The organism is Xanthovirga aplysinae (genome assembly GCF_009711365.1).
Classification (GTDB): domain Bacteria; phylum Bacteroidota; class Bacteroidia; order Cytophagales; family Cyclobacteriaceae; genus Xanthovirga; species Xanthovirga aplysinae.
In genome coordinates this window covers 1-25,232 of the sequence record NZ_SMMB01001296.1, presented here as the reverse complement: position 1 = coordinate 25,232, position 25,232 = coordinate 1, and the positions used below count along the sequence as shown (strand labels likewise).

At 37.3% G+C, this 25,232-nt stretch carries 19 protein-coding genes; 12 read left to right on the top strand and 7 right to left on the bottom strand.

Features of this window, described 5'->3' with window-relative positions; genetic code table 11:
* The 11 genes from E1171_RS22380 to E1171_RS22330 form a co-directional block, all read left to right on the top strand.
* On the top strand, window positions 1-1,112 hold a 1,112-nt coding region (locus E1171_RS22380), incomplete at its 5' end, for a D-2-hydroxyacid dehydrogenase family protein (RefSeq protein WP_222931568.1).
* Window positions 1,113-1,182: 70 nt separating this feature from the next.
* Window positions 1,183-1,575, top strand: a complete 393-nt coding sequence (locus tag E1171_RS22375; protein WP_155208307.1) for a VOC family protein — start codon at window positions 1,183-1,185, stop codon at window positions 1,573-1,575.
* A 91-nt stretch (window positions 1,576-1,666) separates the two neighbouring features.
* Complete coding sequence (locus E1171_RS22370; protein WP_155208306.1) at window positions 1,667-2,389, top strand: precorrin-2 C(20)-methyltransferase; 723 nt, start codon at window positions 1,667-1,669, stop codon at window positions 2,387-2,389.
* Complete coding sequence (gene cobJ / locus E1171_RS22365) at window positions 2,379-3,809, top strand: precorrin-3B C(17)-methyltransferase (RefSeq protein WP_222931567.1); 1,431 nt, start codon at window positions 2,379-2,381, stop codon at window positions 3,807-3,809. The genes E1171_RS22370 and cobJ overlap by 11 nt, the downstream gene beginning before the upstream one ends.
* Window positions 3,778-4,440, top strand: coding sequence for a 5,6-dimethylbenzimidazole synthase (bluB, locus tag E1171_RS22360; RefSeq protein ID WP_155208305.1), 663 nt, complete (start codon window positions 3,778-3,780; stop codon window positions 4,438-4,440). The genes cobJ and bluB overlap by 32 nt, the downstream gene beginning before the upstream one ends.
* Complete coding sequence (cbiE, locus tag E1171_RS22355) at window positions 4,434-5,609, top strand: precorrin-6y C5,15-methyltransferase (decarboxylating) subunit CbiE (RefSeq protein WP_155208304.1); 1,176 nt, start codon at window positions 4,434-4,436, stop codon at window positions 5,607-5,609. Before bluB ends, cbiE begins: the two co-directional genes overlap by 7 nt.
* 65 nt (window positions 5,610-5,674) lie before the next feature.
* Entirely contained in the window at window positions 5,675-7,513 is a 1,839-nt protein-coding gene (gene cobM / locus E1171_RS22350; RefSeq protein ID WP_155208303.1) for a precorrin-4 C(11)-methyltransferase, read from the top strand.
* Window positions 7,510-8,238, top strand: a complete 729-nt coding sequence (cobK, locus tag E1171_RS22345) for a precorrin-6A reductase (protein WP_155208302.1) — start codon at window positions 7,510-7,512, stop codon at window positions 8,236-8,238. Before cobM ends, cobK begins: the two co-directional genes overlap by 4 nt.
* A gap of 19 nt (window positions 8,239-8,257) precedes the next feature.
* Entirely contained in the window at window positions 8,258-9,352 is a 1,095-nt protein-coding gene (locus E1171_RS22340; protein ID WP_155208301.1) for a cobalt-precorrin-5B (C(1))-methyltransferase, read from the top strand.
* Between the two features lie 15 nt (window positions 9,353-9,367).
* Window positions 9,368-10,078: a hypothetical protein gene (locus E1171_RS22335; protein WP_155208300.1), complete on the top strand. Its 711-nt coding sequence runs from the start codon at window positions 9,368-9,370 to the stop codon at window positions 10,076-10,078.
* A gap of 45 nt (window positions 10,079-10,123) precedes the next feature.
* Window positions 10,124-10,825, top strand: a complete 702-nt coding sequence (locus tag E1171_RS22330) for a hypothetical protein (RefSeq protein ID WP_155208299.1) — start codon at window positions 10,124-10,126, stop codon at window positions 10,823-10,825.
* A 68-nt stretch (window positions 10,826-10,893) separates the two neighbouring features.
* Here the strand turns inward: E1171_RS22330 and E1171_RS22325 are convergent, their stop codons facing one another.
* The 6 genes from E1171_RS22325 to E1171_RS22300 form a co-directional block, all read right to left on the bottom strand.
* Window positions 10,894-12,198 (bottom strand): T9SS type B sorting domain-containing protein, encoded by a 1,305-nt coding sequence (locus E1171_RS22325; protein ID WP_155208298.1) that lies wholly within the window; start codon window positions 12,196-12,198, stop codon window positions 10,894-10,896.
* Between the two features lie 222 nt (window positions 12,199-12,420).
* The gene (locus E1171_RS22320) at window positions 12,421-13,752 is read right to left on the bottom strand and encodes a T9SS type B sorting domain-containing protein (protein ID WP_155208297.1); all 1,332 of its coding nucleotides are present in this window, start codon (window positions 13,750-13,752) and stop codon (window positions 12,421-12,423) included.
* Between the two features lie 69 nt (window positions 13,753-13,821).
* Window positions 13,822-14,160, bottom strand: coding sequence for a Rieske (2Fe-2S) protein (locus tag E1171_RS22315; protein WP_155208296.1), 339 nt, complete (start codon window positions 14,158-14,160; stop codon window positions 13,822-13,824).
* 74 nt (window positions 14,161-14,234) lie between these two features.
* Window positions 14,235-15,608: a sensor histidine kinase gene (locus E1171_RS22310; protein ID WP_155208295.1), complete on the bottom strand. Its 1,374-nt coding sequence runs from the start codon at window positions 15,606-15,608 to the stop codon at window positions 14,235-14,237.
* 6 nt (window positions 15,609-15,614) lie between these two features.
* Window positions 15,615-16,295, bottom strand: a complete 681-nt coding sequence (locus tag E1171_RS22305) for a response regulator transcription factor (RefSeq protein ID WP_155208294.1) — start codon at window positions 16,293-16,295, stop codon at window positions 15,615-15,617.
* 313 nt (window positions 16,296-16,608) lie between these two features.
* Window positions 16,609-18,909 (bottom strand): efflux RND transporter permease subunit, encoded by a 2,301-nt coding sequence (locus E1171_RS22300; RefSeq protein ID WP_155208293.1) that lies wholly within the window; start codon window positions 18,907-18,909, stop codon window positions 16,609-16,611.
* Window positions 18,910-19,205: 296 nt separating this feature from the next.
* Between E1171_RS22300 and E1171_RS22295 the strand changes: the two genes are divergently transcribed.
* On the top strand, window positions 19,206-21,605 hold the full coding sequence (locus tag E1171_RS22295; RefSeq protein WP_155208292.1) for a type IA DNA topoisomerase: 2,400 nt from the start codon (window positions 19,206-19,208) through the stop codon (window positions 21,603-21,605).
* A 78-nt stretch (window positions 21,606-21,683) separates the two neighbouring features.
* Here the strand turns inward: E1171_RS22295 and smc are convergent, their stop codons facing one another.
* Window positions 21,684-25,226, bottom strand: coding sequence for a chromosome segregation protein SMC (smc, locus tag E1171_RS22290; protein ID WP_155208291.1), 3,543 nt, complete (start codon window positions 25,224-25,226; stop codon window positions 21,684-21,686).
* Window positions 25,227-25,232: the final 6 nt, after the last annotated feature.

Here is a 25,232-nt window from a genome sequence, read left to right as displayed (position 1 = left end):
TCGTTTTGTATCAAGACAAAATGAACAAAAACTCCAAAAGGATTGAAAGCTCCATTGGTTTTGCAGTGCCTACCCCTATAAATGGAAATTTCTTAATTATAAAATTGACTTTACCTTATTGGGTATTTCAAAACTCAAAATTGATGAAGAAAGAAAAATTACGCTGTACTATTTTGGATGATTACCAGAAAATAGCCTCAAAAATGGCCGATTGGTCTTCCATTTCCGAAATGGTAGAGACTACTTTTTTTCATCAGCGTTTTGAAAATGAAGTAGACCTGATTAAGGCAATCGCAAATTGTGAAATAGTAGTGATCATGAGGGAAAGAACTCCTTTTGGTGAGCAATTATTAAAGCAATTGCCAAATCTTGAACTATTGGTAACCACTGGCCCAAGAAATGTAGCTATTGATCTTGAGGCTGCAAAAGCTCAAGGCATTGAGGTGTGCGGAACAGCTACTGCAAAGGAACCTCCCGTGGAATTAACCTGGGCCTTGATTTTGGGGTTGTGCCGGAAAATTGTACAAGAAAATAATGCTTTTCGGTCCAACGGTCCTTGGCAAAAAACCATAGGTGTGGATTTGAAAGGAAAAAGGTTGGGGATTTTGGGTTTGGGAAATATTGGGAGTAAAGTGGCCCAAATTGGACAGGCATTTGGTATGGAGGTAATGGCATGGAGTCAAAACCTTACCAAAGAAAAGGCCGAGTCTCAGGGAGTCGCATTGGCGGTATCCAAAGAGGAATTATTGGAAACGTCTGATGTGGTTTCTATTCATCTTATTTTAAGTAAGCGGACAAAGGGTTTGTTAGGGGAGAGAGAATTGAAAAGAATGCGACCATCTGCTTTTTTGATAAATACATCTCGGGCACCCATTGTTGAGGAGCCCGCATTAGTGAAGGCCCTAAAAGAAAATTGGATTGCAGGGGCAGGCCTTGATGTATTTGAAACAGAACCCGTGCCCTATAATCATCCATTTCGGAATTTAACAAATGTGTTGGCTACTCCCCATTTAGGTTATGTGTCTGAGGATAGTTATAAGCTTTACTATGGAGAGGCCTTGGAGGACATCAAAGCCTATCTGGAAGGAAATCCTATTAGAAGCCTTTTTTAGTCTGAACCTTGTTTAATTACGGTTCAAGTAATTTTTTCAAACTTCAAATAATTGTAAATTAAATTGAAACATGCAGAAATATAAAGTTGGAATAAATCATATAGAATTCTGGGTCTCTGATTTGGAACGTTCATCCCATTTTTATAAAAATATTTTAGAATTATTGGGTTGGCGTACACTTAACGACCATGCTTTTGCTACCGATAGTATGGAAATTTATTTGGTCGAAAAGAAAGAGGTTAAGAAATCTGATTCCTTGGGAATAAGACATATTTGTTTTCAGGCCTTGGAAAGAGAACAAGTTGATAAAGTAGCTCATTTTTTAAATCAAAATGGGGCGAAGGTCATCAGAGGGCCATTAGAACAAAATTATTCTCCAGCTTATTACACGGTAGATTTCTATGATCCTGATGGTTTTATAGTGGAGGTAGCCCATACACCAAATATGAAATTCACTGAATAAAGGAAAGTTGAGCTAAAAAAATAGTCAAAGTTATAGTGCTCAAACACTTACTATGAAAGCTTAATAATCTGTATACGAGAAAAAATTCTAAATGAATCATAAAATTCAACCTATTCATGCCCTGGCTCTAGGCCCTGGAGACCCGGATCTGCTAACTCTAAAAGCCTTTAAGCTTTTACAAAATGCTGATCAGGTTTTTGTTCCAGGAAGTATCAATTCAAATGGAATAAAAAGTAGTTTCTCTGGAGCAATATTGGATGAGCTGAATGTACCAGATGAAAAAAGGAAATACTTCTTTATTCCTATGGACCCAACCTATGAAGAGTCAACACGAATTTATGCAAATTCTGTTGATCAAATAGTTAGAGCTCAGGCAGAGGGAAAAAGAATAGTTGTTGTTTGTGAGGGTGATACAGCTTTTTATGCCTCCACTCATTACCTATCCGAGTACCTGTTAGAAAAGTATCAACAAAAGTTGCAAATCATTCCAGGGATCTCCTCTTTTTCCTATTTAGCAACCAAAGTATGGGGTTCTATGGTGTTGAAAGACGAGACTTTTAAAATTCTACCATTATTAAAAGATATTAATTATTTAAAAGCAGCATTAAAAGAAAACAAAACGGTGGTGTTGATGAAATCGCGGAAGATAGCTTCTCAGTTGGTGGAATGGTTGTCTGATAATGATTTTGATTTTGCTTATGGAGAGAGACTAGGGACACAGGAAGAGTTCATTAGCACAGATTTAAATGAAATTAAAAAAAGGAAACAGCCTTATTTTTCTTTATGGTTGATCCGCAATAGAAATGGAAAGTAGTAGAAGAAAAGATATGAATAAAGAAGCTAAAATAAGCGTCATTGGACTTGGCCCTGGTGATCCACAAATGATTTTACCCTTAGCTTTAGATCGTATTGCAAAGGCAGAGGTAGTAATTGGTTATCATTACTATTTTCAATTTATAGAGGAGGTACTTAGACCGGAAAGTGAATGTATTGCCATGGAATTGGCGCAGGAGCAAGCACGAGCTGAAAAAGCCATTGAGGTGGCACTTTCGGGAAGATCTGTAGCGGTCATTGGCTCTGGCGATGCTGGTATTTATGCCATGGCCTCATTGGTTTATGAAGAAGTTGCCCGTCAACAAGTAGAAATTAATTTGGAAACTATCCCTGGAATTTCTGCTTTTTTGGCAGCAGGCAGTAAATTGGGAGCACCCTTAGGTCATGATTTTTGTTGCATTTCACTTTCTGATTTAATGACACCCTGGCCAGTTATTGAAAAAAGAATAAAGGCCGCTGCCATGGGTGACTTTGTTACCAGTTTGTACAACCCCAAAAGTAAAAAAAGATACTGGCAACTTTATAGATTTAAGGAGTTGTTCCTGGAAGAACGATTGGCAAATACTCCTGTTGCCATTTGTCGACAAGTTGGAAGACCTGAGGAGCAATTTACTTTAACTACTTTGGCTGAGTTTGATCCTGAACAAGTGGATATGTTTAGTTTGGTTATGGTGGGGAATAGCCAAACATTTCAATATAAGAGTCATTTGGTAACACCAAGAGGGTACCTGAACAGGAAGGCAGAAAGTGGAAAAGCTATTCAGGTGGACAGTTTCCGACAAATCACTGAAAAATTAACCCCAGATTCTTCCATAGGTAATTGGTGGGCAAAAGTGCGTTTGATTCATACCACTGGAGACTTTATAATTGCCGAGAAATTCCAAAGTTATAATTCGCCTATTGAAAAGTGGGAACAATACTTGAAAGATGGTGGCACCATTGTAACTGATGTAACCATGGTGCAAGCTGGAATTACCAAAAGCTTTGTGGAGAAATATGGGAATCAGGTCATTTGTTTGTTGAATGAGTCTGAAGTGCCAGGAATGGTGGAAGATTACGGAATTACCCGTACACAAGCTGGAATTCGTTTGGCAATGGAGCAATATCCTAATGCTTTATATGTGGTGGGTAATGCCCCTACTGCCTTGATTGATATTGCAGATGCCATTCATTTAAATGGTTTTGTACCTGCCGGTTTAATTGCCGCTCCTGTAGGTTTTGTAAATGTACTGGAAGCCAAGGAACGTGTACGTTTAATTAAACAAATACCTTGGGTAGTTGTAGAAGGAAGACCAGGAGGAAGTAATCTGGCCGCTGCCTTGGTTAATGCAGCATTTACGTTGGAAGAAGCAAAGAAATATAGCACTTATGGAGAAGAAATCAGAATATCGACGATTTAGTGAGGAGGAGTATGAAACGCTTTCTCAGGTTTTACAACATCGTCGTGATGTGAGAGGAAATCGTTTCTCCAAAGAAAAAATTCCTGAAGAACAAGTGCAAAAAATTCTACAAGCAGCCATATGGGCCCCTTCAGTGGGGTTTAGTCAACCGTGGGAATTTGTTTTGGTGACCGATTCGGTAGTTCGAAGAGAAATCCATGATTCCTTTGAGGAGGAAAATGAAAAAGCTGCAGCACTTTTTCATGAAGAAAGAAACGACCTGTATCAGCAATTGAAATTAGAGGGGATTTTGGAATCTCCTTTAAATGTGGCCGTATTTTATCGTCCTTCGGAAAAGCCGGTGCTAGGTCAAACTACCATGGAAGAAATGGGCAAGTATAGCGTCGTTTGTGCTATTCAAAATATGTGGTTGGCAGCTCGTGCCCTTAATATTGGAATGGGATGGGTAAGTATCCTTGATCCCAAAAAAGTAAAAAGCATTTTGGATGTACCCCAGGATAGGGAATTGATCGGTTATATGTGTCTCGGCTATGTGGATTATTTCTTACCAGAACCCGAATTATTAAGGTTGAATTGGGAAAAACGTAAACAGTTGGAAAGTTTAATTCACAGAGAAAAATACGGATGTTAAGCTTTTTGCTCATAGGGATAACTGAGAGAAGAAAAGTACAGGATGGTGATCTCCTTAGGTCTCTCTTACAAAAGTACCGGTATTTTGTTGGAGGAAAACGTCATTATGAGATGGTTCAACCATGGTTGCCCTCTCATCATGAATGGATCTTTATACAGGGGGATATGCTAGCGTTAAGGAATAAGCTTTCAGCCCTCCAACAAAAGGTTTTGTGCTTTGTTTCTGGTGATCCTTATTTCTATGGATTTGGAAATACTTTGAAAAAATGGTTTCCCACCGCCGAGGTTGAGAGTTATCCTTGGTTTTCCTCCATACAGACATTGGCCCACCGTTTTGGCCTAAATCAAAATGATTTACAAACGGTCAGTGTACATGGGCGCTCATGGCAATTATTAGATGCCGCACTAGTAAAGCAAATTCCTTTGATTGGAGTGTTGACGGATGAAAAGAAGAATCCGACTACCATTGCTCAGCGAATGCTCCATTGGGGGATTAACTTTTACGATATGTATGTGGGAGAGAACCTTGATTCATCAAAAGAATGTTTGCAAAGATTAACTTTAGAGGAAGCAGCTGGAAAATCATTTGGTCCGTTGAATTGTGTCTTGTTAAAACGAAATACCGCATTCGTCCAAAGGCCAAGGGTTGATCTCAAAACTTTGGAGGGGCGTCCTAATATGATGACAAAACTACCCATAAGGCTTCTCAATATTCATTTTCTAGCTCCTGAACCAGGGGATGTTTTTTGGGATGTCGGAGCATGTACGGGATCAATTGGGATAGAATTTAAAAAGAAGGAGGCTCAATCTGAGGTTTGGGCCTTTGAAATAAGGGAAAAATGTCGGGAATTGATTCCGGAAAACTTCAAAAATCAATTAACAGGCCCTGTTGAAACTGTAATAGGGGATGTTTTGGAGCATAAATTTGCAGGGTTTCCATTACCCAATAAAGTTTTTATAGGGGGACACGGAGGCCGACTGGAAGAATTATTGAACATCATTGCTGGAATGCTACAACCTCAAAGTCGTGTGGTAATGAATACCATAAAAGCTGAAAGTAGAGAAATATTCTTGGATTTTGTTCAAAGAAAGGGCTGGAAGCTTTTAGCTGATGAAAGACTGAAGTACAATGAACATAATGAGATTTCAGTTTTAGGAGTTAGTACTTAGTTTTTTTGCAGCACTGTAAATTTTTATAACAGAAAAAAGATATTTAATCAATAGCATCACAATTAATGAAAATAGCCATAATTGCCCATACAAAAGATGGTCTTAATCTGGGGCAAAACCTTTTAAAAGAATTTACAGGCAGTAAATTGATTACTACTCAAATGAACCCTACGGGGAGAGATATTCTTCAGGTGGAAAAAGTTGGAGAGTGGGTACAATCCCATTTTCATAAATATGACCAATTGATATTCATAGGAGCCCTTGGCATCTGCGTCCGAAGTATTGCACCGGTTTTAAGTAACAAAAGAGAGGATCCGGCTGTGATTAATTTAGATGATCAGGGGAAATTTGTCCAATCCGTCATTGGTGGGCATAAAGCAGGAGCAAATGACTTGACCAAGAAAGTTGGTCAAATTACTGGAGCCAATCCTGTGCTTTCTACCTCCAGTGACTTGCAGGAATTATGGCCATTAGATACTTTGGGAGAACAATTCAATTGGGCTACAAAAAATGAACAACCTTTAAAACATCTTCAGCGCCTTTTTGTAGACCGTCGAAAAACGGCTTTAATATTAGAAATCCGTGATGAAGGGAGTCAATATTTGGAAAAATCTTGTCCGGAATTTGTGGAGATCCATTATTCTAGAGAAGAACTTCAAACCGAAGATTTTGAGTTAATTCTTCATGTGGGAGTAAGAAAACTTCCAACGGATAAATCCTGTCTTTGGTACGTTCCAAAGGTACTGCAGTTGGGTAGCGGATGTGGGGCCAATATTGACCCTCAGGCATTTGAAGAAAGTCTAATTTCCTTTTTAGAGCAGGAAGGAATTGCCAAAGAAAGTATCGCTACTTTGGGAAGTATAGAAGTTAAAGCCGAAGAAAGGGCTTATATGGCATTGGCTGAAAAATGGCAAATTCCTTTCAAAGTATTTTCAGCAGAGGAACTGCTCAAAGTAGAGGTTGCTAATCCTTCAAAAGTGGTACTTAAAAAAGTCGGGGTTCATGGAGTAGCCGAAGCCTCTGCGAGTTTGTTGTCAGGTAGCGACCATTGGTTAGTGGAGAAAACTAAATTTATTGCTGCTGATGAAAAGAAATTTACCATTTCACTGGCTATTGATCGACAGGCAGAACGCAGCGGTGAAATAGCCATTGTAGGGGCTGGATCAGGAGATCCATTTTACCTTACCGTTAAAGGAAAAGAATTGATGGAGGCTGCCGATTTGGTACTTTATGCCGGCTCATTGGTCCCTGAGGAAATGCTTAATTGGGCAAACCCTCAGGCGATAGTTCGAAATTCCGCTTCGATGACCCTTGAGGAGCAATTGCAATTGATGGATAGTTTTTATCGTCAAGGCAAAAAGATTGTAAGGCTGCATTCTGGGGATCCTTCTATTTATGGAGCTATTCAGGAGCAGATGCGACATTTTGAGCAAAAAGGTTATTATTTTTATATAGTTCCTGGTATTTCGGCTTTTCAGGCAGCTGCTGCTTACCTTAAATCAGAATTTACCATTCCGGAAGTTACCCAATCCATTATTCTCACTCGGGGGGAAGGAAATACTCCTATGCCGAAGCATGAGAATTTAGAAGAAATGGCCCGGCATAGAGCCACCTTATGCTTATTTCTTTCTGCAGGAATAGCCAAAAAGGTTCAAAGTCAGTTAATGACACATTATCCGGCAGAAACTCCTCTTGCAGTTTTGTATAGGGTAAGTTGGAAAGATGAGCGGGTATGGACAGGTCAATTGGATGAGTTAAGTGAAATCATTCGGGATAATAAATTAAAGCGGACCGTGCTTATCATTGTTGGAGAAGCCATAGGAAAACGCTCGGGACGCTCCATGTTATATGATCCTTCCTGGCATCATATTTTTAGAAAAAAGGAAAAATCTCCTACAGTATGATCTTACTTTTTGGTGGAACAACGGAAGGAAGACTCGCTGCTGACAATTTACAAAGGAAGGGACAACCCTTTATTTATTCAGTAAAGGACAGTGGGGCTTTGCATGGCCTTGATTATGCTAATATGCGTTATGGGGCTTTAAATCCGGAAGGTTTAGAAGCTTTTATAGAAGAAAGACATATTAGGAAGGTCATAGATGCGGCACATCCTTTCGCGGTTCAATTACATAAAACTGTACAAGAGGTCTGCAATAGGAAGAAAATTTTCTATCTGCGTTACTGTCGACCTTCATTGGACAGAATACAACATGAAAATATTCGGTATGTACAGAATTGGGAATCGCTTTGGTCTGATAAATTTTCCATTAAGGGACCCGTTCTGGCGATGTCTGGAGTGAATACAATTGGCCATTTAAAACCAATTTGGGAGAAAGAAGAGGTTTACTTTAGAATTTTAGATAGGAAGTCATCCATTTATAAAGCCAAAAAGCAAGGCCTTTCCGAAAGCAATTTGATATTGGGGCGGCCCGAAAGTGAAGTTGAAGAACTATTGAAGCTTATAGGAGATCTTAAGATTCGCTCCCTTTTAACTAAGGAGAGTGGAAAGGAAGGAGGGCTGCATATTAAAATAAAAGCCGCTGTCAAAACTGGGACTCCATTATTCATTTTGGAAAGGCCTGAAATACCAGGTGAGGTGATCCAGATTTATGATCTTCAGGATTTATAGCAATTAATTACGATATTCCATGGAATTACAAGCCATACCCGATAAACCTTTAAAAGAGGGTTACACGACAGGTGCCTGTGCTACCGCTTGTGTGAAAGCTGGCTTGTACCTATTGCTTTCGGGAATTGCTGATCAAAAGGTCCAATTATGGTTGCCAGCTGGGAAATGGGCTAGCTTTAATTTAAAATCCTTGGTAAAGATCAATGCAAAGGCCATTGCCACAGTGATCAAAGATGCAGGTGATGATCCGGATGTGACGCATGGGGCTGAAATAGGGGTGGAGGTAAGCTTAAATTCTGATGGAAAAGTCAAATTTCTTCAGGGTGAAGGGGTAGGCAAGGTGACATTGCCTGGTTTAAGTTTGGCGGTGGGGGAGCCTGCTATTAACCCGGTTCCTAGGAAAATGATGACAGAGGTAGTATTGGAGTTATTAAGGGAGTTTGGTATAGATCAGCAAGGGGTTAACATTAAAGTGTTTGTTAAAAATGGGAAACAATTAGCTAAACGTACCTTAAATGAACGGATTGGTATTGTGGGGGGAATTTCCATTTTGGGGACTACGGGTGTTGTAAAACCGTTTTCAGCTTCCAGCTATATCGCAAGTATTGAACAAGGGGTGGACGTTGCAGTTGCAAATAAAATAAAAGAACTGGTATTGAATTCCGGGGCCCGAAGTGAGAAATATTTGAGAAAACTATTACCTGAGCAGTCCGAGATAGCTTATATACATTATGGTAACTGGATTGGGGAGGCATTGAGAAAGATTGCGTCCTCAGGCATTCGAAAAGTTTATCTAGGAATAATGCTTGGAAAGGCTGTTAAATTGGCTGCAGGCCAATTCGATTTACATTCTGCAAAAAGTAGGTGGCAGCCCAATTTGGTGAAGGAATGGGCCAGACAAGCCGGTTATTCCGATGATGAGATACTCCCCATAGACAATTTACAAATGGCAGGTAGACTTACAGAAGTTTTTCCTTTTTTTCCAAATGAGCCCTTTTACCAGTACTTATTATTTATGTGTAAGGAACACTGTCAGACTTACCTCCCCATGACAGATTTAGAGCTTTATTTATTTAATAAAGAAGGAAAAACCATTAAATTTTATTCAACGTAAACCAGATTTTTTTTCATGTTTAATTTTATTCAACCACTGACGGCAGGGGTTTTACATTCTTTTGAGCCTGACCATGTAACAGCCGTTACGGTTTTGGCTTCAGAAAACGCCTCGGAAGGGAAAAAGGTCTCGTTAAGGACTGTGGTTATGGCCTCTCAATGGGCCATTGGTCATTCTATTACACTTTTGCTTTTTGGAGGAATAGCTTTGATTTTTAAAATGACTATGGAAGCTTTTGTGGTTAGTGTTTCAGGTGTAGCAGAAGCTTTGGTAGGACCTATCATGATTTGGTTAGGAATTACTGCTATTCGTCGTAATCATAAACTCAAAGCGATTATGGCGGAGCATCGCCAAATTGAGGAGCATGATCATATCGATAATTTTATTCATTTACATGGGAAAAACGGAGAGGAAATCGCCATGAATCCTATGAATAGATCTTTTTGGGTGGGAATGTTACATGGATTGGCCGGGGCAGGAGGAATATTGACGGTTGACTTGGTGATACAAGCCCCTGATTTATATAATGCCCTTGGAGTAATCATGATTGAAAGTTTAGGAATCATTTTGGCCATGGGGCTTTATTCTTATGTTTTGTTAGTCGGTTTCAGTCGTTTTGTTGAACGTAATCAATTGGTGTTCAAATGGGCCAATGCTACAGTCGGCCTTGTTTCCATTTTTGTGGGGATTTATTGGATAGCGGTTCTTGTGGTGGACACTTTTTAATATTCTAATCTGAATAATTTATAACCAAGTATATTTCTATCAAAGATGATTAACCTAATTCAACCTCTAACTGCGGGGGTATTGCATTCCTTTGAACCAGACCATATGACGGCGGTTACTGTCCTAGCATCTGAAAACGCAGGTAAAGGAGAAAAAATAAAGTTGAGAACAGTTTTAAAAGCATCCCAGTGGGCTTTTGGACATTCAGTGACCCTTTTGCTATTTGGAGGAATGGCAATATTGTTTCGGGTCACTATGGAAGGCTTTGTTATTAATATGGCCTATTTAGCTGATATCTTGTTGGGGCCTATTATGATTTGGTTGGGGGTAAATGCCATTTGGCGAATCCGAAAATCTGCCAATCAACAACAAAGCCTGAATAAATATTCTACTGATATTGAATTCCTGCCACATATTCATGGGAAAGGGGGAGATACCATTGCAATTAATCCAGCTAGTCGGTCCTTTTGGGTAGGAATGTTACATGGATTGGCAGGTGCTGGTGGTATATTAACCGTCGACCTTATTCTTCAGGCTCCTGATTTAATGAGTGCTTTGGCGGTGATTGTTATTGAGAGTATTGGGATTATTTTGGCTATGGGTATTTATACCTACCTGCTTTTAATAGGATTTAGTCGTGTGGCAGATTGGAATCAAAAACTCTTTATTTGGGCCAATAGTTTTGTGGGGTTGTTCTCCATAGCTTTAGGAATTTGGTGGATACATGGATTGTTAGTGGAATTATAGAAATGAAAAAGGTTCGAAAAAAATAATTCGAACCTTTTTATTTCGGTTAAGAATAACTAAGCTTTGAACTACCTTAACAGAGTGACAGAACCTTTGTGTTGATTGTCAGTTATTTGATCATTTTCCAGGCACAATAAAGTTGCCACCCAATAATATACTCCAGAGGCTGCCTCTTTTCCATTTATGGTGCCATCCCAAAAATTATTTACATTTTCTGTTTGATAAACTACCTTACCCCAACGGTTGAAAATTTTAAAGTTATACCTTGCAATAGTTGGACTGGGTTTAATCTCAAATAGATCGTTTACATTATCACCATTTGGAGTAAAAACGTTGGGTGCTTCTATTCCACAACATTCTTCTCTGTAATAAACTGTAATTTGGTCTTCAAAGATTTCACAGCCATTGTCTATGCTTACACTATAGCTTCCTTCTTTTTCGATGGTATAATTTGGAGAGGTTGATCCATCGTTCCATAAGTAATTTCCGTTATCCGTACTTACATCGAGTTGTAATACCTCTCCTGGGCATAAAGTAGTATCATTTCCAAGTTCAAATATTAAAGGCTCTAAATATTCCACTTTTATGGTATCATAAAATATACAGTTCTGTTTTTCAACTTGTACCCAATAGGTTCCCTCTTCCTGCACTTCTATAGTATTATTTGTGGACCCCGTACTCCATAAAATATTTACATTTGAAATGTCTACGTTTAAGTTGGTACTTGTTTCAGTACATAATGTTAAGTAATCTTCATCAAAAATTTCTAGTTCTTCTTTTTCTAAACTCAAATTATCAAGTAGAATACTACCATTGTAATGAGTATTAGAGGCATAATTTGCTTCTAGGATAAGAGTGTTATAATCTTCCTCTACTGAGAAATTAAAATTATAGGCTTTCCAATCGGTATGATCAACGAGAGGTGATTCATAAACCAGTTTTGTTTTTTGACATTGTGAATTGGATAGCCAGACTTTAAGTTTTACAGGTTCCCAAAGAAAAAAGGGTGGAGGGTCCCAGCCACCCCTACCATCAAAATTGGGATCATGTGCCATATCTATGGAAATGTTGTAACAGACGTTCTTTTCAAAACTACTATTTAAACGAGTGGCTATTGCCTCTGTAAAATAATCGTTGGGTTGTCCATTATTCCCTCTAGTAACCATGGATATAAATGATCCTCCATCTGAAGGAGCTCTACTTATATTCCAGGAGCCGGGTTGGGTATCAGGAGTACTATATTCATTACAAGGATACCAACCAGGGGGGGAGGATGAGGAGCTACGCTGTCCCTCAAAAGATGGGTTTTCTACCGTCTGCCCAAAAGAAAGCAGTGAAATGAAAAGTGCGAGGATGGCTAAAAAGTATTTCATTTTTTGCTTTGGGGTGTAAGAAGCAAATATACTAATTTTATTGTTATTATTAAAGTTCCAAAAGCTTAATTAATTTATTATATGTTGCTTATTTTTATTATTTCAAATATTGATTATTATATTAAAATAATACTTAATTTTAAAGGGAGGTTTGATGTTATCATTAAAAAAATCCTATATTGTTTTTTAGTAGCAGGTGCCCATTAAAGGTTGGCCTCCTCACTATCTCAATAAGGTGATAAAACCTTTGTATTGGTTGTCAGTTATTTGATCATTTTCAAGACACATAAAATTTACAACCCAATAATATTCTCCGGATACTGCCTTTTTCCCATTAATTGTACCATCCCAAAAATTATCTACATTTTCAGTCTGATAAACTACCTTACCCCAGCGGTTGAAAATTCTTAAGTTATATCTGGAAACAGTTGGATTTAAGTAAATTTCAAATAGGTCATTTACATTATCACCATTTGGGGTGAAAATATTTGGTGCATCTATTCCGCAACATTCTTCTTTATAATATACTGTAATCTGGTCTTCAGTGATTTCACAGCCGTTGTCTATACTTACACTATAGGTTCCCTCTTTTTGAATGGTATAATTTGGAGAGGTTGAACCATCATTCCATAGATACTTGCCGTTTTCTACACTTACATCAAATTGAAGCACCTGTCCATAACACAATGTGGTTTCATTTCCCAATTCTAAAACCAATGGGTCCCTTAATTCCACATTTATAGAGCCATATAAGGTGCAATTTCCTTGTTTTACCTCTACCCAATAAATTCCTTCTTCTTTCACTTCAATTGATTTTTTGGTTGATCCAGTACTCCATAATATTTCATCATGGGGAAAGTCGACTTTTAGAATGGTGGTTTCATCTGGGCAAAGTGTGATTTTATTTTCATCAAAGATTTCTACCTTGTTAGAAGGTTGTTCTCCAATTTGAAGGTTATCAATTAATATGTTTCCATTATGAAAAGAATCTCTTGAATAATTTGCTTCTAAAATGAGAACATTGTATTCTTCTTGTACTGAAAAGTTAAATGTATAAGGCCGCCAATCATTATGATCGATAATGGGTGATTGAAAAACCAATTTCGTTTTTTGACAATCTGAATTAGATAACCAAACCTTTAATATTACCGGTTCCCAGGGCAAGGCTTTAGGTTGACCTGGTGGAGTGTAATAAAAGTTGGAGGAATGTGCTAAATCCAAGGTTATGGAATAGCATTGCTTAACTTTAAAATCTTCATCTAAATAAGCTTTTATTGCTTCCGTGTGCTGATCGCTAGACACCCCATTATTTCCTCTTGTTACCAAAGAAATATAAGAATTCCCATGGGAGGGTGTTTTATTGACATAATGTGCCCCAGGTTGCGTATCAGGAGAACTAAATGTATTGCATGGAGTCCAATCCGGAGGACTTCCACCGTCTGCAGGAGGGCCTTCAAAAGAAGGATTTTTAATTGTTTGTCCAAAGGAGAATTGGGTAAAAAAGAGAAAGGTTAGTGAAGAAATTTTCCAAACTCTATGAAAATATCGATACATATTTATGGAAGAACGAAATTTTTCGAAAATCTTTATTTCCAAAAATAGTAAAAGATATTGAATAAATTTTTAGGTATTATATTTTTCGTGAACCCCAATATATAAGCCATCTTCCTTTTCAACCACTGGGTGAGTGATCATATCTTGAGTTTTTTGTTCACATTCATTTCCAAATTCCAGGCTAAAACAATAGGAGTGTAGTGGGCAAATAATTTCGTTTCGATGATTAATTTTGCCTTTGCTAAGGGGAGCTCCCTGATGCGGGCAAGCATCATCTATTGCATATAAACCCTGGGTGGAATGAACCAAACTAACCTTGCGGCTTCCCAATAAGAATAACTGAATTCCTCCCACAGGAAGAACATCTTTTCCTTTTATTAGGGAAGGAAACACTTTAAACCATTTCATAGGAGAGAAAAATTTGATTCAATCAACTACGAATTACAATTAAGAATCTTTAATTCCAAATTTTTAATTTCTAATTAATTCTCAATTATTATAGATTTAAATGTTAAAGTTACGGTTGTTCCATTATTCTCAACAGAATGGATATCAAGAGTGCCTTTATGTAAATGCATGATCTTTTGGGCTAAGGAAAGGCCTATTCCAAAACCTTTAAAACTTCGTGCATTTTCGGAGCGATAAAAAGGTTGAACTATCTTTTTTATGTCTTCATTTGGAATTCCAATTCCTTTGTCTTCCACTTTAATTTGAATTGTTTGATCTCCAAATTCTAACTTTACCTTTATAGGCATTTTGTTAGAGAACTTAATGCCATTTTGAATAATGTTAGTTAAAGTCATTTGTAAAAGAGAATAATTACCCCAAACCATCATTTTGGAGGGATCATCTGGATATTCAGTGGCCTCGAAGTTAATTTCTTGATGAGGGTTACTTCTTTTAATCAGGGTAATACTGTCCATTAATAGTTCATCCAATCGGACTTCCTCTTTAGGGATTGAGTTGTCTTCTGTATTGGTCAATAAAAGTAGATTATTGACAATATCGTTCAAACGTTCTGCTTCCCGGTAAACAGTCCGCAAGGCTTTTTTGTATTCATTAGCGTTTCTTTCATTGAGTAGTGTGATCTCTGTTTCTCCCATTATAGCTGTTAAGGGATTTCTCAATTCATGAGAGGCATTACTAATAAAGTTTCGCTGAGATTCAAAAGAAGTCTCCAGTCTGTCTAGCAATTGATTGAAGGTTTGGGCCAATTGACCGATCTCGTCATTCGAATTCTTGACATCTAGTCGCAAGTGTAGACTTGAGGCTTTTATACGGTTTACCTTATTAATGATTTTTGAAACAGGAGCAAAGGCCTTGTTGGCATCTAAGCGACCTATAACAACAATAATTAAGATGCTGACCGGAAAAGTGCTTAGTAAAATATATTTTAGGGCCCTTAGTTTTTCCCTTCCTAATTCATCTACAGCGGTAACAATTACAATAAAGTCCCCTCTATTTATGCTATATTTTTGTCCGACCCCTTGAACATTTCCCCTTTCAAATTCAGCATACCCTTTTTCAAGAATTTCTTCAATAAATGAATCAGGGTAGGCTTGTTGTAGTTTGGCTTTTAACACCGAAATGTTTTCTTTGCGAATAGGATGAATGTCCTCTTTTTCATTTGGTAAATTGTTAAGAAAACGCTCCTTTAGTTGTTGGTAAACATCGGGAGCTAAGATATCGTTTTCCACAAAGACTTTTTCGGTGATATCATTTCTGTCGGCTAAACGCCTATAAAATTCTGTTTTCCGGAAATGTGAAAAATAAAAATAGATGTACAAACTTAACACAGCCAGGATAAATGCTGTGGATAAGGAGTATATAATAGTTAGTTTATCCCGGATTTTCATTTGTTGTTATTCGCCTTCTTTCAGCACATAACCCATTCCGATGACAGTATGGATTAATTTCGGTTCGTAATTTTTGTCAATTTTGTTCCTTAAGTAATTGACATAAACATCAATTACATTAGTGCCCAAATCAAAGTTTACTTCCCACACATTTTCGAGAATTTCCACTCTAGAAATTACCTTTTCTTTATTTTTAGCCAAAAATTGTAGTAGCAAAAATTCTCTTGTGGTCAATTTAATAAATTGCCCGTTTCTTTTGACTACTTTACTGTCCTGGTCAATTTCCAGGTCTGCTACTTTTATTACGTTTTTAGATACGGTATTTGTACTTCTTCTGTCTACTGCTCGTATTCTTGCCATTAACTCATTAAATTTTAATGGCTTGGTAATATAATCATCCGCCCCTGCATCGAGGCCTGTGACTACATCATCTGTACTTCCCAATGCCGTAAGCATAATAATGGGTGCATTGATTTGTTTTTCGTTTCTAAGTTTTTTGCATACCTCAATACCATTCATTCCTGGCATAATGATGTCTGTAATAATGACATCAAAGTTATTTTGGGCTGCTAAACTGATACCCGTAGGACCATCATATGCGGTCATCACATCGTGCTTTCGTTCTTCTAATCCCTTTTTTATGAAGTTAGAAACGGAGGGCTCATCTTCAATTACCAGAATTTTCATACCATAATTGTTTTTTACTTTCAATATTATTTAATAATAGAATTGAAATTGAATTTAGGGAGATTTTAATCTCTTTTTTGATAGTTTAAAACGGCGGCTTTTATTGGATGTTGCAAGGTGTTTTTTTTAGATCATGTTTGGAATTCTCTCCTTGACTTCGATTAAGGGCCTAAAAAAGAGCTTTACTGCCAATTAAGGTGTGTTTTTTTGGATTTGTTAGTGCTTATTAAAAATTTTCTAATTTATGATTGGGGTAGGGAGGGTTGGTTTATTTAGATTAAAGTTTTAAAAAATAAATTGAGGATAAAAGACTCTAATTGGTTTGAGAGACAATTAGGCCTGTTAGCTTGTAGGCCTCTTTGTTGTTGTAAAATAACAAAAGAAGTGCCGGAAGGAGTATAATATCTGCTAAAAGAGCGAAAAACAAAGTCAGGCTTGTTAGTAATCCAATATAGTAGGAACCTAAAAAGTCAGAAAAAGTGAGTGAGAGAAAGCCTCCACTTAAAATAATTGAAGTAATTACTATTGCTTTCCCCGTGGAGAGGTAGGTACGCTTTAAGGCGTAAAGAGGGTTTTTTCCTTTTTTGAGTTCTGCCCTGAAACGACTGATGAAATGAATAGTGTCATCGACCGCAATGCCAAATGCGACAGTGAAGATCATAGCTGTAGAAAGTTTTAGGTCGATGCCAAAAAATCCCATAATGGCAGCGATGAGGAAAAGGGGAAGAATATTGCAAATGAGTGTGATTCCCACCATTCGAACCGATCGGAAAACAAATCCTACAATAGAAGCAATAATAACAAGGGCAATAGTTAAGCCTTTTGCAAGGTTTTTTGAAATCAATTGGTTGTTCTTTTCCATTAGGACTGCAGAGCCAGTAAGTTGGTAACGAAACAAGGAGGTGTTTAGGTGGGTATGAAAAAACTTATCCAGTGCTAAATCTTTCTTCCTTATTTCGAAACTGCCTACATCTGGCATTATCCCACTAATACGGGCTTCTCTGCCATCTTTCCGAATGAATTCTTGATAGGGGAATTTTGAGCCACCTCTTTTGATGATTGATTCTGCTTTTTTTATATCCTTTCCGTCTGGTATTTTATAAAACTCAAGATCACCGTTATGGCTTATTTGATTGTATTGCTTGAAAATACTTGCTGGGGAGTAAATGATCGTTACTCCATATTCCTTTTCCAAGTATTGATCTAACTTATTGAGGGTTTCTAGGATCTCTTTATTATAGATGGTGCTATCCTTTTTTGTAATTTGAATAGACATTTCAAAGGGACGGATTCCGGCGAAATGCTTTTCATAAAAAAGGTAATCTCGTTTCAAGGGATTGTTTTTCTTTAAATCTTCCTGAATAAAACTGTTGATTCTGATTTTTTGCATTCCCCAAACCGAGAAAATAATGAGTGGTATAATGGAAAAAGCAATCATGTATCTGTTTTTTAGAAGAATTAAAAACAGATTTCTTAGCGATTTCTGCCAAAAGGCCTGATTTCCAGGGTTTCCATTAAAGCAATTTGGCTTTATTAGGTAAATACTGGCAGGTAAACAAGAAAAGCATAATCCCAAACAAATTGTAACTCCACCTACAGCATATAACCCCAGGTCCATAACGGGCTTTACACTAGATGTAGTAAGCGTAATGAAACCAATAGCCGTGGTTATAGCAGCCAAAAATGTAGCGAGTCCTACATTTCTATAGGTTGATTTTAAAGCGTTTATTTTATTTTTACCATATTTTAATTCTTCTATATATTTGGTTAAAATATGAATGACATAAGATAGCCCTATTACCATCATGAGGGGAGGCAGAATGTTAAGTAATAAGTCCATGGATTGATGGTTTAGCTTCATAAAAGCTAAAATAAATGCCACCGTAAGTAATACGATTCCCAGAGGGAGGATTACACCCCAAAACGTTCTAAAGGTGATGAGTAAAATGATAATAATTAGCAAAAGGCTAGCACCTATAAAGACAAAAGTCTCCTTTTTTATTTTTTTTATGTAAAATTCATTGTTAATGATTTTCCCAGCAAGATGGCTGTTATCAAAAGAATATTGGCCTACAGTACTTTTTATTTTTTTTGCCACTTTGGATGATACATCCTCCTCAAGACAATCATCGTGTTTTAGAAAGATGGAAACAGACTTTGCATCTTTGGAAAAGTAATGCTCCGTATTATAATAATTGCTATAAATTCTTATAGAATCGGCCCTTAAAGAATAAGGCTTGTGAAGCTGTAAATATGGTATGCTAAGAATAATTCCAAATAGAGGGGCTTGCCTGTATTCTACAAGATTTGTAGGAGATTTTACCTTTTGTACGTGATCTAGTTTTTCCAAATCTTTGGTGAGAGAGTCTAATCGTAGTAGGAATGGCTTATTAAAAACCCCTGCTTTATTTGTGATTCCAATTAGTACAAAGTCATTGTCAGACCCGAAACGTTCTCTGTATTTATTGAAGAAGTCTGTATCTGGATCTTGATGGGGAAAATATTGTTCAAAGTCATAGTTGAAATTAATTTGGAGGGCAAAGTAGGCCGATATTAGAGCCAAAAGGCCAAAAGTGATAAGGGTAATTCTGCTCGTCTTTTTATAATTTGTCATGAAAATCTAAGTGATGCTACTGCAATTTTCTCTGCATGAATGATGCTTGGTTAGGACATGTAAGAATTGTAGTTGTTTTTTTTCATAAACACACAATTGTCTGGAAATGTCCCAATTGGAGTTCAGATATTCCATATTTCGGGAGGTCAAAAGAATTTTTTTAAGATCGAAATCATTCTTCTCCTCACTTTAATTTGTGAAGTGTTTAATTGTATTAGACTAAATTAGTCGGGGTGAAATGCCTTTCTTTATTATATTTGTCTACTTAATTGCTGTTTTATTGTAATGATTTTGGTTTGAAAGTATGTATTGCTGAAAAGCCCTCTGTGGCTAGAGAAATAGCTTCCGTTATTGGTGCTAATAGTCGTCATGAAGGCTATTTTGAAGGAAATGGTTATCAGGTAACCTGGACTTTTGGTCATTTGTGTACTTTGAAGGAACCTGATGATTACAGCATGGACTTGAAACGGTGGAGTCTAAATTTTTTGCCTATTATTCCTCCGAAATTTGGAATCAAGGTCATTAAGGATAAAGGGGTAGAAAAACAATTTGGAATTATAGAAAAATTGGTTCTAGGGGCTCAAGAAGTAATTAACTGTGGGGATGCTGGACAGGAAGGAGAGCTGATTCAGCGTTGGGTGTTAACTAAGGCAAAATGCAACAAACCCATCAAACGCCTTTGGATCTCTTCTTTGACCGAAGAAGCCATTCGTCAGGGATTCCAGGAGTTAAAAGAAAACCACCAATTTGATTCCTTATATGCTGCCGGAAGCTCAAGAGCGATTGGGGATTGGTTGCTGGGGATTAATGCCACCCGGCTTTATACTCTTAAATACGGAAGTGGAAAGCAAGTGCTTTCAATCGGAAGAGTACAAACTCCCACCTTGTCTTTGATTGTCAACAGACATTTGGAAATAGTGAATTTTAAGCCTCAAACCTATTGGGAACTGAAAACCAATTATAGAGATGTAGTTTTTTCTTGTGAAAAAGGAAAATATCCTGAAAAGGAAAAAGCAGAGGAAGTACTTCAATCTATTAAAGATAAGCCTTTCACTATTATTTCTTTTTCTAAGAAAAAAGGAAAAGAAGCTCCTCCGAGACTATTCGACCTTACCTCCCTTCAGGTAGAATGTAACAAGAAATTTGGGTTTTCAGCCGATCAAACGTTAAAAACGGTTCAAAGCCTTTATGAGAAGAAATTTGTGACTTACCCTAGGGTGGATACTACCTATTTGTCAAATGACATTTACCCGAAGGTAGGAGGGATAATGAAGGCACTAAAGGATTATACGGAATTCACTCAGACCTTAATGGGGAAGCCTTTTCGAAAATCGAAAAAAGTATTCGATGATAAGAAAATTACAGATCACCATGCCATTATTCCTACAAATATTACAGCGACCCATCTTACTGGCTATGAACGTCAGGTATTTGATGTAATTGCCCGTCGGTTTATAGCAGCTTTTTACGAAGATTGTATCATCTCAAAAACTCAGGTAATTGGGGAAGTAAATGAGGTGAAATTTAAGGCTAGTGGAAAGCAAATTTTGGAAGAAGGATGGAGAGTATTGTATAGTAAAGGAGATAAGCAGGTTATGGACGAGGAGGGAGGAAATGAAAAGGAGGGAAATCAGATTCTTCCCGAATTTAAAGAAGGAGAATCTGGTCCACATGAACCTTCTTTAGCAGAGAAGCAAACGAAGCCTCCAAAGCCATACACCGAAGCCACCCTGCTCCGTGCTATGGAAACTGCCGGTAAACATGTGGAAAATGAAAGCCTTCGGGAGGCTATGAAAGAAAATGGTATTGGAAGGCCTTCCACTAGGGCAAATATAATTGAGACCTTATTTCGGAGAAAATACATCCAAAAGAATCGAAAAAGTATTGAGGCCACCATTACAGGAATTCAATTGATTGCTACCATAAAAAACGAATTATTGAAATCAGCTGAATTGACAGGTCAATGGGAATATAAGCTTCGACTCATTGAGAAGGGGGAGTATGAAGTGCAGGCTTTTATGGATGAAATGAAGCAGATGGTAAGTGAGGTGGTATTGCAGGTGAAAAATGATTTTTCTACTCGCTCTATTGCCTTAGTGGAAGAAAAGAAGGAGGAGAAGAGAAAAACAAATGCAAGAAAGGAAGCTAAGGTTAGTTTTAATGAAATAATCTGCCCTAAATGTAAAAAAGGTAAGATATTAAAGGGGAATGCAGCCTATGGTTGTTCTGAATGGAAAAATGGATGTTCCCTCAAGGTTGATTTTGAGATTATGGGAAAGAAGCTTACTGAAAAGCAGCTTCTGATGCTTTTAGCAAAAGGAAAGACCAAATTGATAAAAAGCTTTTTAGTGGAAGGAGTTAAAAAGGATGGTGTACTCTATTTGGATCAAGACCATAAGGTGCTATTTGAAGAAAATAAGGTGAAGCAGACACCTAAAGTATGCCCAAAATGTAAAACAGGAAATATTATAAAAGGAAAGACTGCTTGGGGATGCGCCAACTGGAAAAACGGATGCAAGTTTATTTTGCCCTTTGAATTTAGGAATAAGAAGTTCACCGAAAGTCAATGTAAGGCTTTACTAGCAAAAGGTAGAACTGGGGTTGTTAAAGGAGTGCAATTTGAAAATGGAGGGGAGAAAGTGAATGGACGTTTTCTATTGGATAAAGATTTTAAACTTCAGTTTGTAACTGAATAATTTCTAAAGAAAAAAATTGAGCTCGTTCTCTTTAAAAACGAGCTTTAATCCTTCCTGAGTTTATTTTAATAGTGGATTTTAAGCCTCAGCTAATTCCCTTAAATCTACAGGTACTACCCTTGAAACACCCATTTCAATCATGGTAATGCCATAAATTATATCCGTGGTAGACATGGTTCTCTTGTTGTGGGTGACAATGATAAATTGAGAATCTTTACTGAAATTCCGAATGATGTTATTGAATTTATCAATATTGGCATCATCAAGGGGGGCGTCCACCTCATCGAATATACAGAAAGGGGCCGGTTTTATTAGATAGATGGCAAAGAGTAAAGAGGTTGCCGTCAAAGTTTTTTCCCCTCCGGATAACTGGTTAATGGTTAATGGCCGTTTTCCTTTTGGTTTTGCAATAATATCAATTTTCGATTCCAAAGGATTTTCTGGATCACTTAATGTTAGACTACAATCGTCTTCCTCAGTGAAAAGAGAGCGAAACACTTTTACAAAGTTATTTCTTATTTTTTCAAAAGCGTCTAGGAAGGTATCTTTCGCTACTGTATCTATTTCCGAGATGGTATTTAATAAGGAATCTTTTGCCTGTATTAGGTCTTCCTTTTGACTTGTGATAAACTGAAATCTTTCTTGGACCTCCTGATAAGCCTCCATTGCCATAGGGTTAACGGGACCAAATTTTTCGATTTTTGCTTTTAACTGATCTACTTTAGTTTTCAGCTCTTCTTCATTGCCCTCCGAAGGATCAAAATTATCATCATCTTCTTCTTCCATGATTTGATCCAAATCGAGATTAAAGCTAGCTGAAAGTCGTTCCTTAAGAGAACTCATAGCCAGTTTGGTTTCATTGACCTTTTCCTGATAAGCCATGAGAAGAGAATCAATATTTTCTCGGTTCCTTTGAAATTCCCTGTTAGTTTGCTCAATTTCAGAAATTTTACCTCGAGCAGTATAATAGTCTGTTTCCGCTTCATTTACTCCCTTTTCGATCTGCTCTTTTTCCCCATACATAGAAAGGAGATCATCTTCTGATATAGATGCTTTGTCTAGTAGTTGATTTAATTCATTTTTGTTGTTTTGGTAAGCTTCCTGATTTCGATTCTGTCGATCATGAATGTTTTCCAGGTTACTTTCTTTAAAACCGATTTCCTGTTGTAGGTTGGTGAGGTGATTCTGTTGTTGGTGAAATAAGATATTTTCTTGGTTATAAGTCGCTGATCGTTGGCTTAATTGTTCGTTGTGAATAAGTAATTCTTCATTATAATGGTTAATTTCTTGTTCCAGTTTTTTTAGGTTTTGGATTTCTTCCTCCGCCTGTGGACACAAATCGTAAAGCTCCTCTGTAAGGATTTCATTTTTCTCCTGGATCTCCTCCTTTTTTTCGTTTAATTCTGTCTGAAACCGTGAGAATTGATCCAATTTTGTTTTGACTCCAATTTGCTCTTGACGTAAACGATTCAGTTCATGATGGGTATTTTTGATTTTTTCGCTTTGAGTGGAAGTTTTTAATTCGACAGATTTTTGTGCAAGGTCAGCTAGTTTATTTTCTATTTCATCTTTTTGGGAGGTCAATTGGGAAATTTCTTGTTCCAGTTTTTTTAGGTTTTTGGCTCTTCCAATGGTTTTTCCCTCAAAAGCCCCTACTGAACCACCTGAAATACTGTCCTTTCTTTTTATTATGGAAGCATCTTTGCTAATAAGGACAGCATCATTGGCTTCAAGCATTTGGGTAGAATCCCCATCAAAGAAATAAGCGTTTTCGAGTAATTGCATGATAAGCTGATCATACTTTTCCTCTAATTCAATCACCTCAATAGCAGGGGTAGCATTTGGAATTATTTGGATTGAGCGAGGCTTGGACTCAATTTTGTTTAAAAGGAAAAAGTGTGCTTTTCCTTTTTCGGCTTCAGAAAGTAGTTGAATGGCAGTGAAAGCTTCATTTTCATTTTCCACCACAAAATAATTCATAAAAGGTTCCAAGTAACTTTCCAAAGCACCGCGGTATTCTTCGGGGCAACTTATGATGTCAGAAAAAAGAGTTGCCTGCCTATTCCAACCTGAATTTTTCTTTAAAAATTTTGTGGCCTCAGGGAATCCTTCCAGGTTATCAACCAATGATTTGGTAAGGGAGAATTCATTCTTCTTAGCATCCAGTTGTCTATTAATTTGGTGTTGTTTTTCTTTAGTTTCATCCACCTCCAGGTTTATGGCTTCTACCTTAAGGCGCAACTTTTCTTCCCCAGCTTCCAACTCTGCCAATTGTTGTTCTTCCATTGAAATAAATTCCAAGAGTTCATTATTCTCTAACTCCAATGTGGCCAATTGACTTTTTCTGGAATTGAAATCATTTATTGCCTTTTCATATTCTTGTTTGAGGGTAGACAATTGCATTTGCTTAATTTCCACCTGCTTATTCAACTCATGAACAGATTGTTGTTTGGTTTGCTGTTTTCTGCTGAGGGAATTTACTTCCTCCTGAATGCTTGCAGTTCGGGCTTTTTGACTTTCATAAATGCTTTTTAGTTCCTGCAATCGGACTTCTGTTTCTTGTAGGATCTTTTCTGCAGAGGAGAACTGATATTTAAGACTTAGTAAGTCATTTTGGGTGATTTCTAGTGATTGTTTGTCTTGTGAATTTTGTTCCTCCAGGCCTTGGATTTTCTCTTCCAGAAATTTTTTCTTTTCTTCTCTGATCTTATTTTCACTTTCCGTTTGATGTATTAGGCTGGCCTGTTTATTTAGGCTTTGTTGTCTGGAGGCCAATAATTTTTCGAGTTTTATTAATTCTGTTTTGGCACTTTCTAATAGGGCCTCATTTTCCGTCAATTGCCTTTTGAGGCTTATTTTTCTATCATCTTCCTTTTGAATTTTTTCATTTAGTTGGAGGAAAGTGTCTGTATGTTTTCGTATGGAAACTTTAGCGTAGGCAATACTAAGAGCTTTGTATTCCTCTTTAGTTTTAAAATAACGTTCAGCCTGCTTTGCTTGTCGCTCCAGGCTTTTCATGTTTTTTTCAATTTCGAAAAGTAAATCCTCCACTCTTTCCAGATCTGCATCGGTGTCGGAAAGCTTTTTTAGTGTTTCTTTCTTTCTGGCTTTGAATTTTGATACACCGGCAGCCTCTTCAAAGAGACTTCTTCTGGAATTATCTTTATCCGTTAATAAGTCATCAACCATTTTCAGTTCAATAATGGAATAGCTGTTGGAGTTGATGCCGGTATCCATGAAAAGGTTGTTGATGTCCTTTAAGCGACAGCTGACTCCATTGAGGAGGTATTCGCTTTCTCCGGAACGATAGTATCGTCGGCTTATGGTAATTTCATTATATTCGGTGGGAAGTAGGTTTTTAGTGTTCTTGAAAGTCAGTGAAACTTCTGCAAGCTGTGTGGGCTTTCGGTTTTTGGTACCGTTAAAAATGATATTTTCCATTTTTTCAGACCGTAGGGCTTTTGTTTTTTGTTCGCCTAGAACCCAACGAATAGCATCCACGATATTCGACTTACCACAACCGTTTGGTCCAACAATTCCGGTTATGCCTTCATCAAAATGAATGGTGGCTTTATCTCCGAAACTTTTGAATCCTTTTATTTCTAGTTTGGTCAGCTGCATATTAAA

Bases quoted from the DNA above. Each gene is read 5' to 3' on its own strand.
- E1171_RS22375 (WP_155208307.1), top strand. From the start codon at position 1,183: ATGCAGAAATATAAAGTTGGAATAAATCATATAGAATTCTGGGTCTCT.
- E1171_RS22370 (WP_155208306.1), top strand. From the start codon at position 1,667: ATGAATCATAAAATTCAACCTATTCATGCCCTGGCTCTAGGCCCTGGA.
- cobJ (WP_222931567.1), top strand. From the start codon at position 2,379: ATGGAAAGTAGTAGAAGAAAAGATATGAATAAAGAAGCTAAAATAAGC.
- bluB (WP_155208305.1), top strand. From the start codon at position 3,778: ATGGAGAAGAAATCAGAATATCGACGATTTAGTGAGGAGGAGTATGAA.
- cbiE (WP_155208304.1), top strand. From the start codon at position 4,434: ATGTTAAGCTTTTTGCTCATAGGGATAACTGAGAGAAGAAAAGTACAG.
- cobM (WP_155208303.1), top strand. From the start codon at position 5,675: ATGAAAATAGCCATAATTGCCCATACAAAAGATGGTCTTAATCTGGGG.
- cobK (WP_155208302.1), top strand. From the start codon at position 7,510: ATGATCTTACTTTTTGGTGGAACAACGGAAGGAAGACTCGCTGCTGAC.
- E1171_RS22340 (WP_155208301.1), top strand. From the start codon at position 8,258: ATGGAATTACAAGCCATACCCGATAAACCTTTAAAAGAGGGTTACACG.
- E1171_RS22335 (WP_155208300.1), top strand. From the start codon at position 9,368: ATGTTTAATTTTATTCAACCACTGACGGCAGGGGTTTTACATTCTTTT.
- E1171_RS22330 (WP_155208299.1), top strand. From the start codon at position 10,124: ATGATTAACCTAATTCAACCTCTAACTGCGGGGGTATTGCATTCCTTT.
- E1171_RS22325 (WP_155208298.1), bottom strand. From the start codon at position 12,198: ATGAAATACTTTTTAGCCATCCTCGCACTTTTCATTTCACTGCTTTCT.
- E1171_RS22320 (WP_155208297.1), bottom strand. From the start codon at position 13,752: ATGTATCGATATTTTCATAGAGTTTGGAAAATTTCTTCACTAACCTTT.
- E1171_RS22315 (WP_155208296.1), bottom strand. From the start codon at position 14,160: ATGAAATGGTTTAAAGTGTTTCCTTCCCTAATAAAAGGAAAAGATGTT.
- E1171_RS22310 (WP_155208295.1), bottom strand. From the start codon at position 15,608: ATGAAAATCCGGGATAAACTAACTATTATATACTCCTTATCCACAGCA.
- E1171_RS22305 (WP_155208294.1), bottom strand. From the start codon at position 16,295: ATGAAAATTCTGGTAATTGAAGATGAGCCCTCCGTTTCTAACTTCATA.
- E1171_RS22300 (WP_155208293.1), bottom strand. From the start codon at position 18,909: ATGACAAATTATAAAAAGACGAGCAGAATTACCCTTATCACTTTTGGC.
- smc (WP_155208291.1), bottom strand. From the start codon at position 25,226: ATGCAGCTGACCAAACTAGAAATAAAAGGATTCAAAAGTTTCGGAGAT.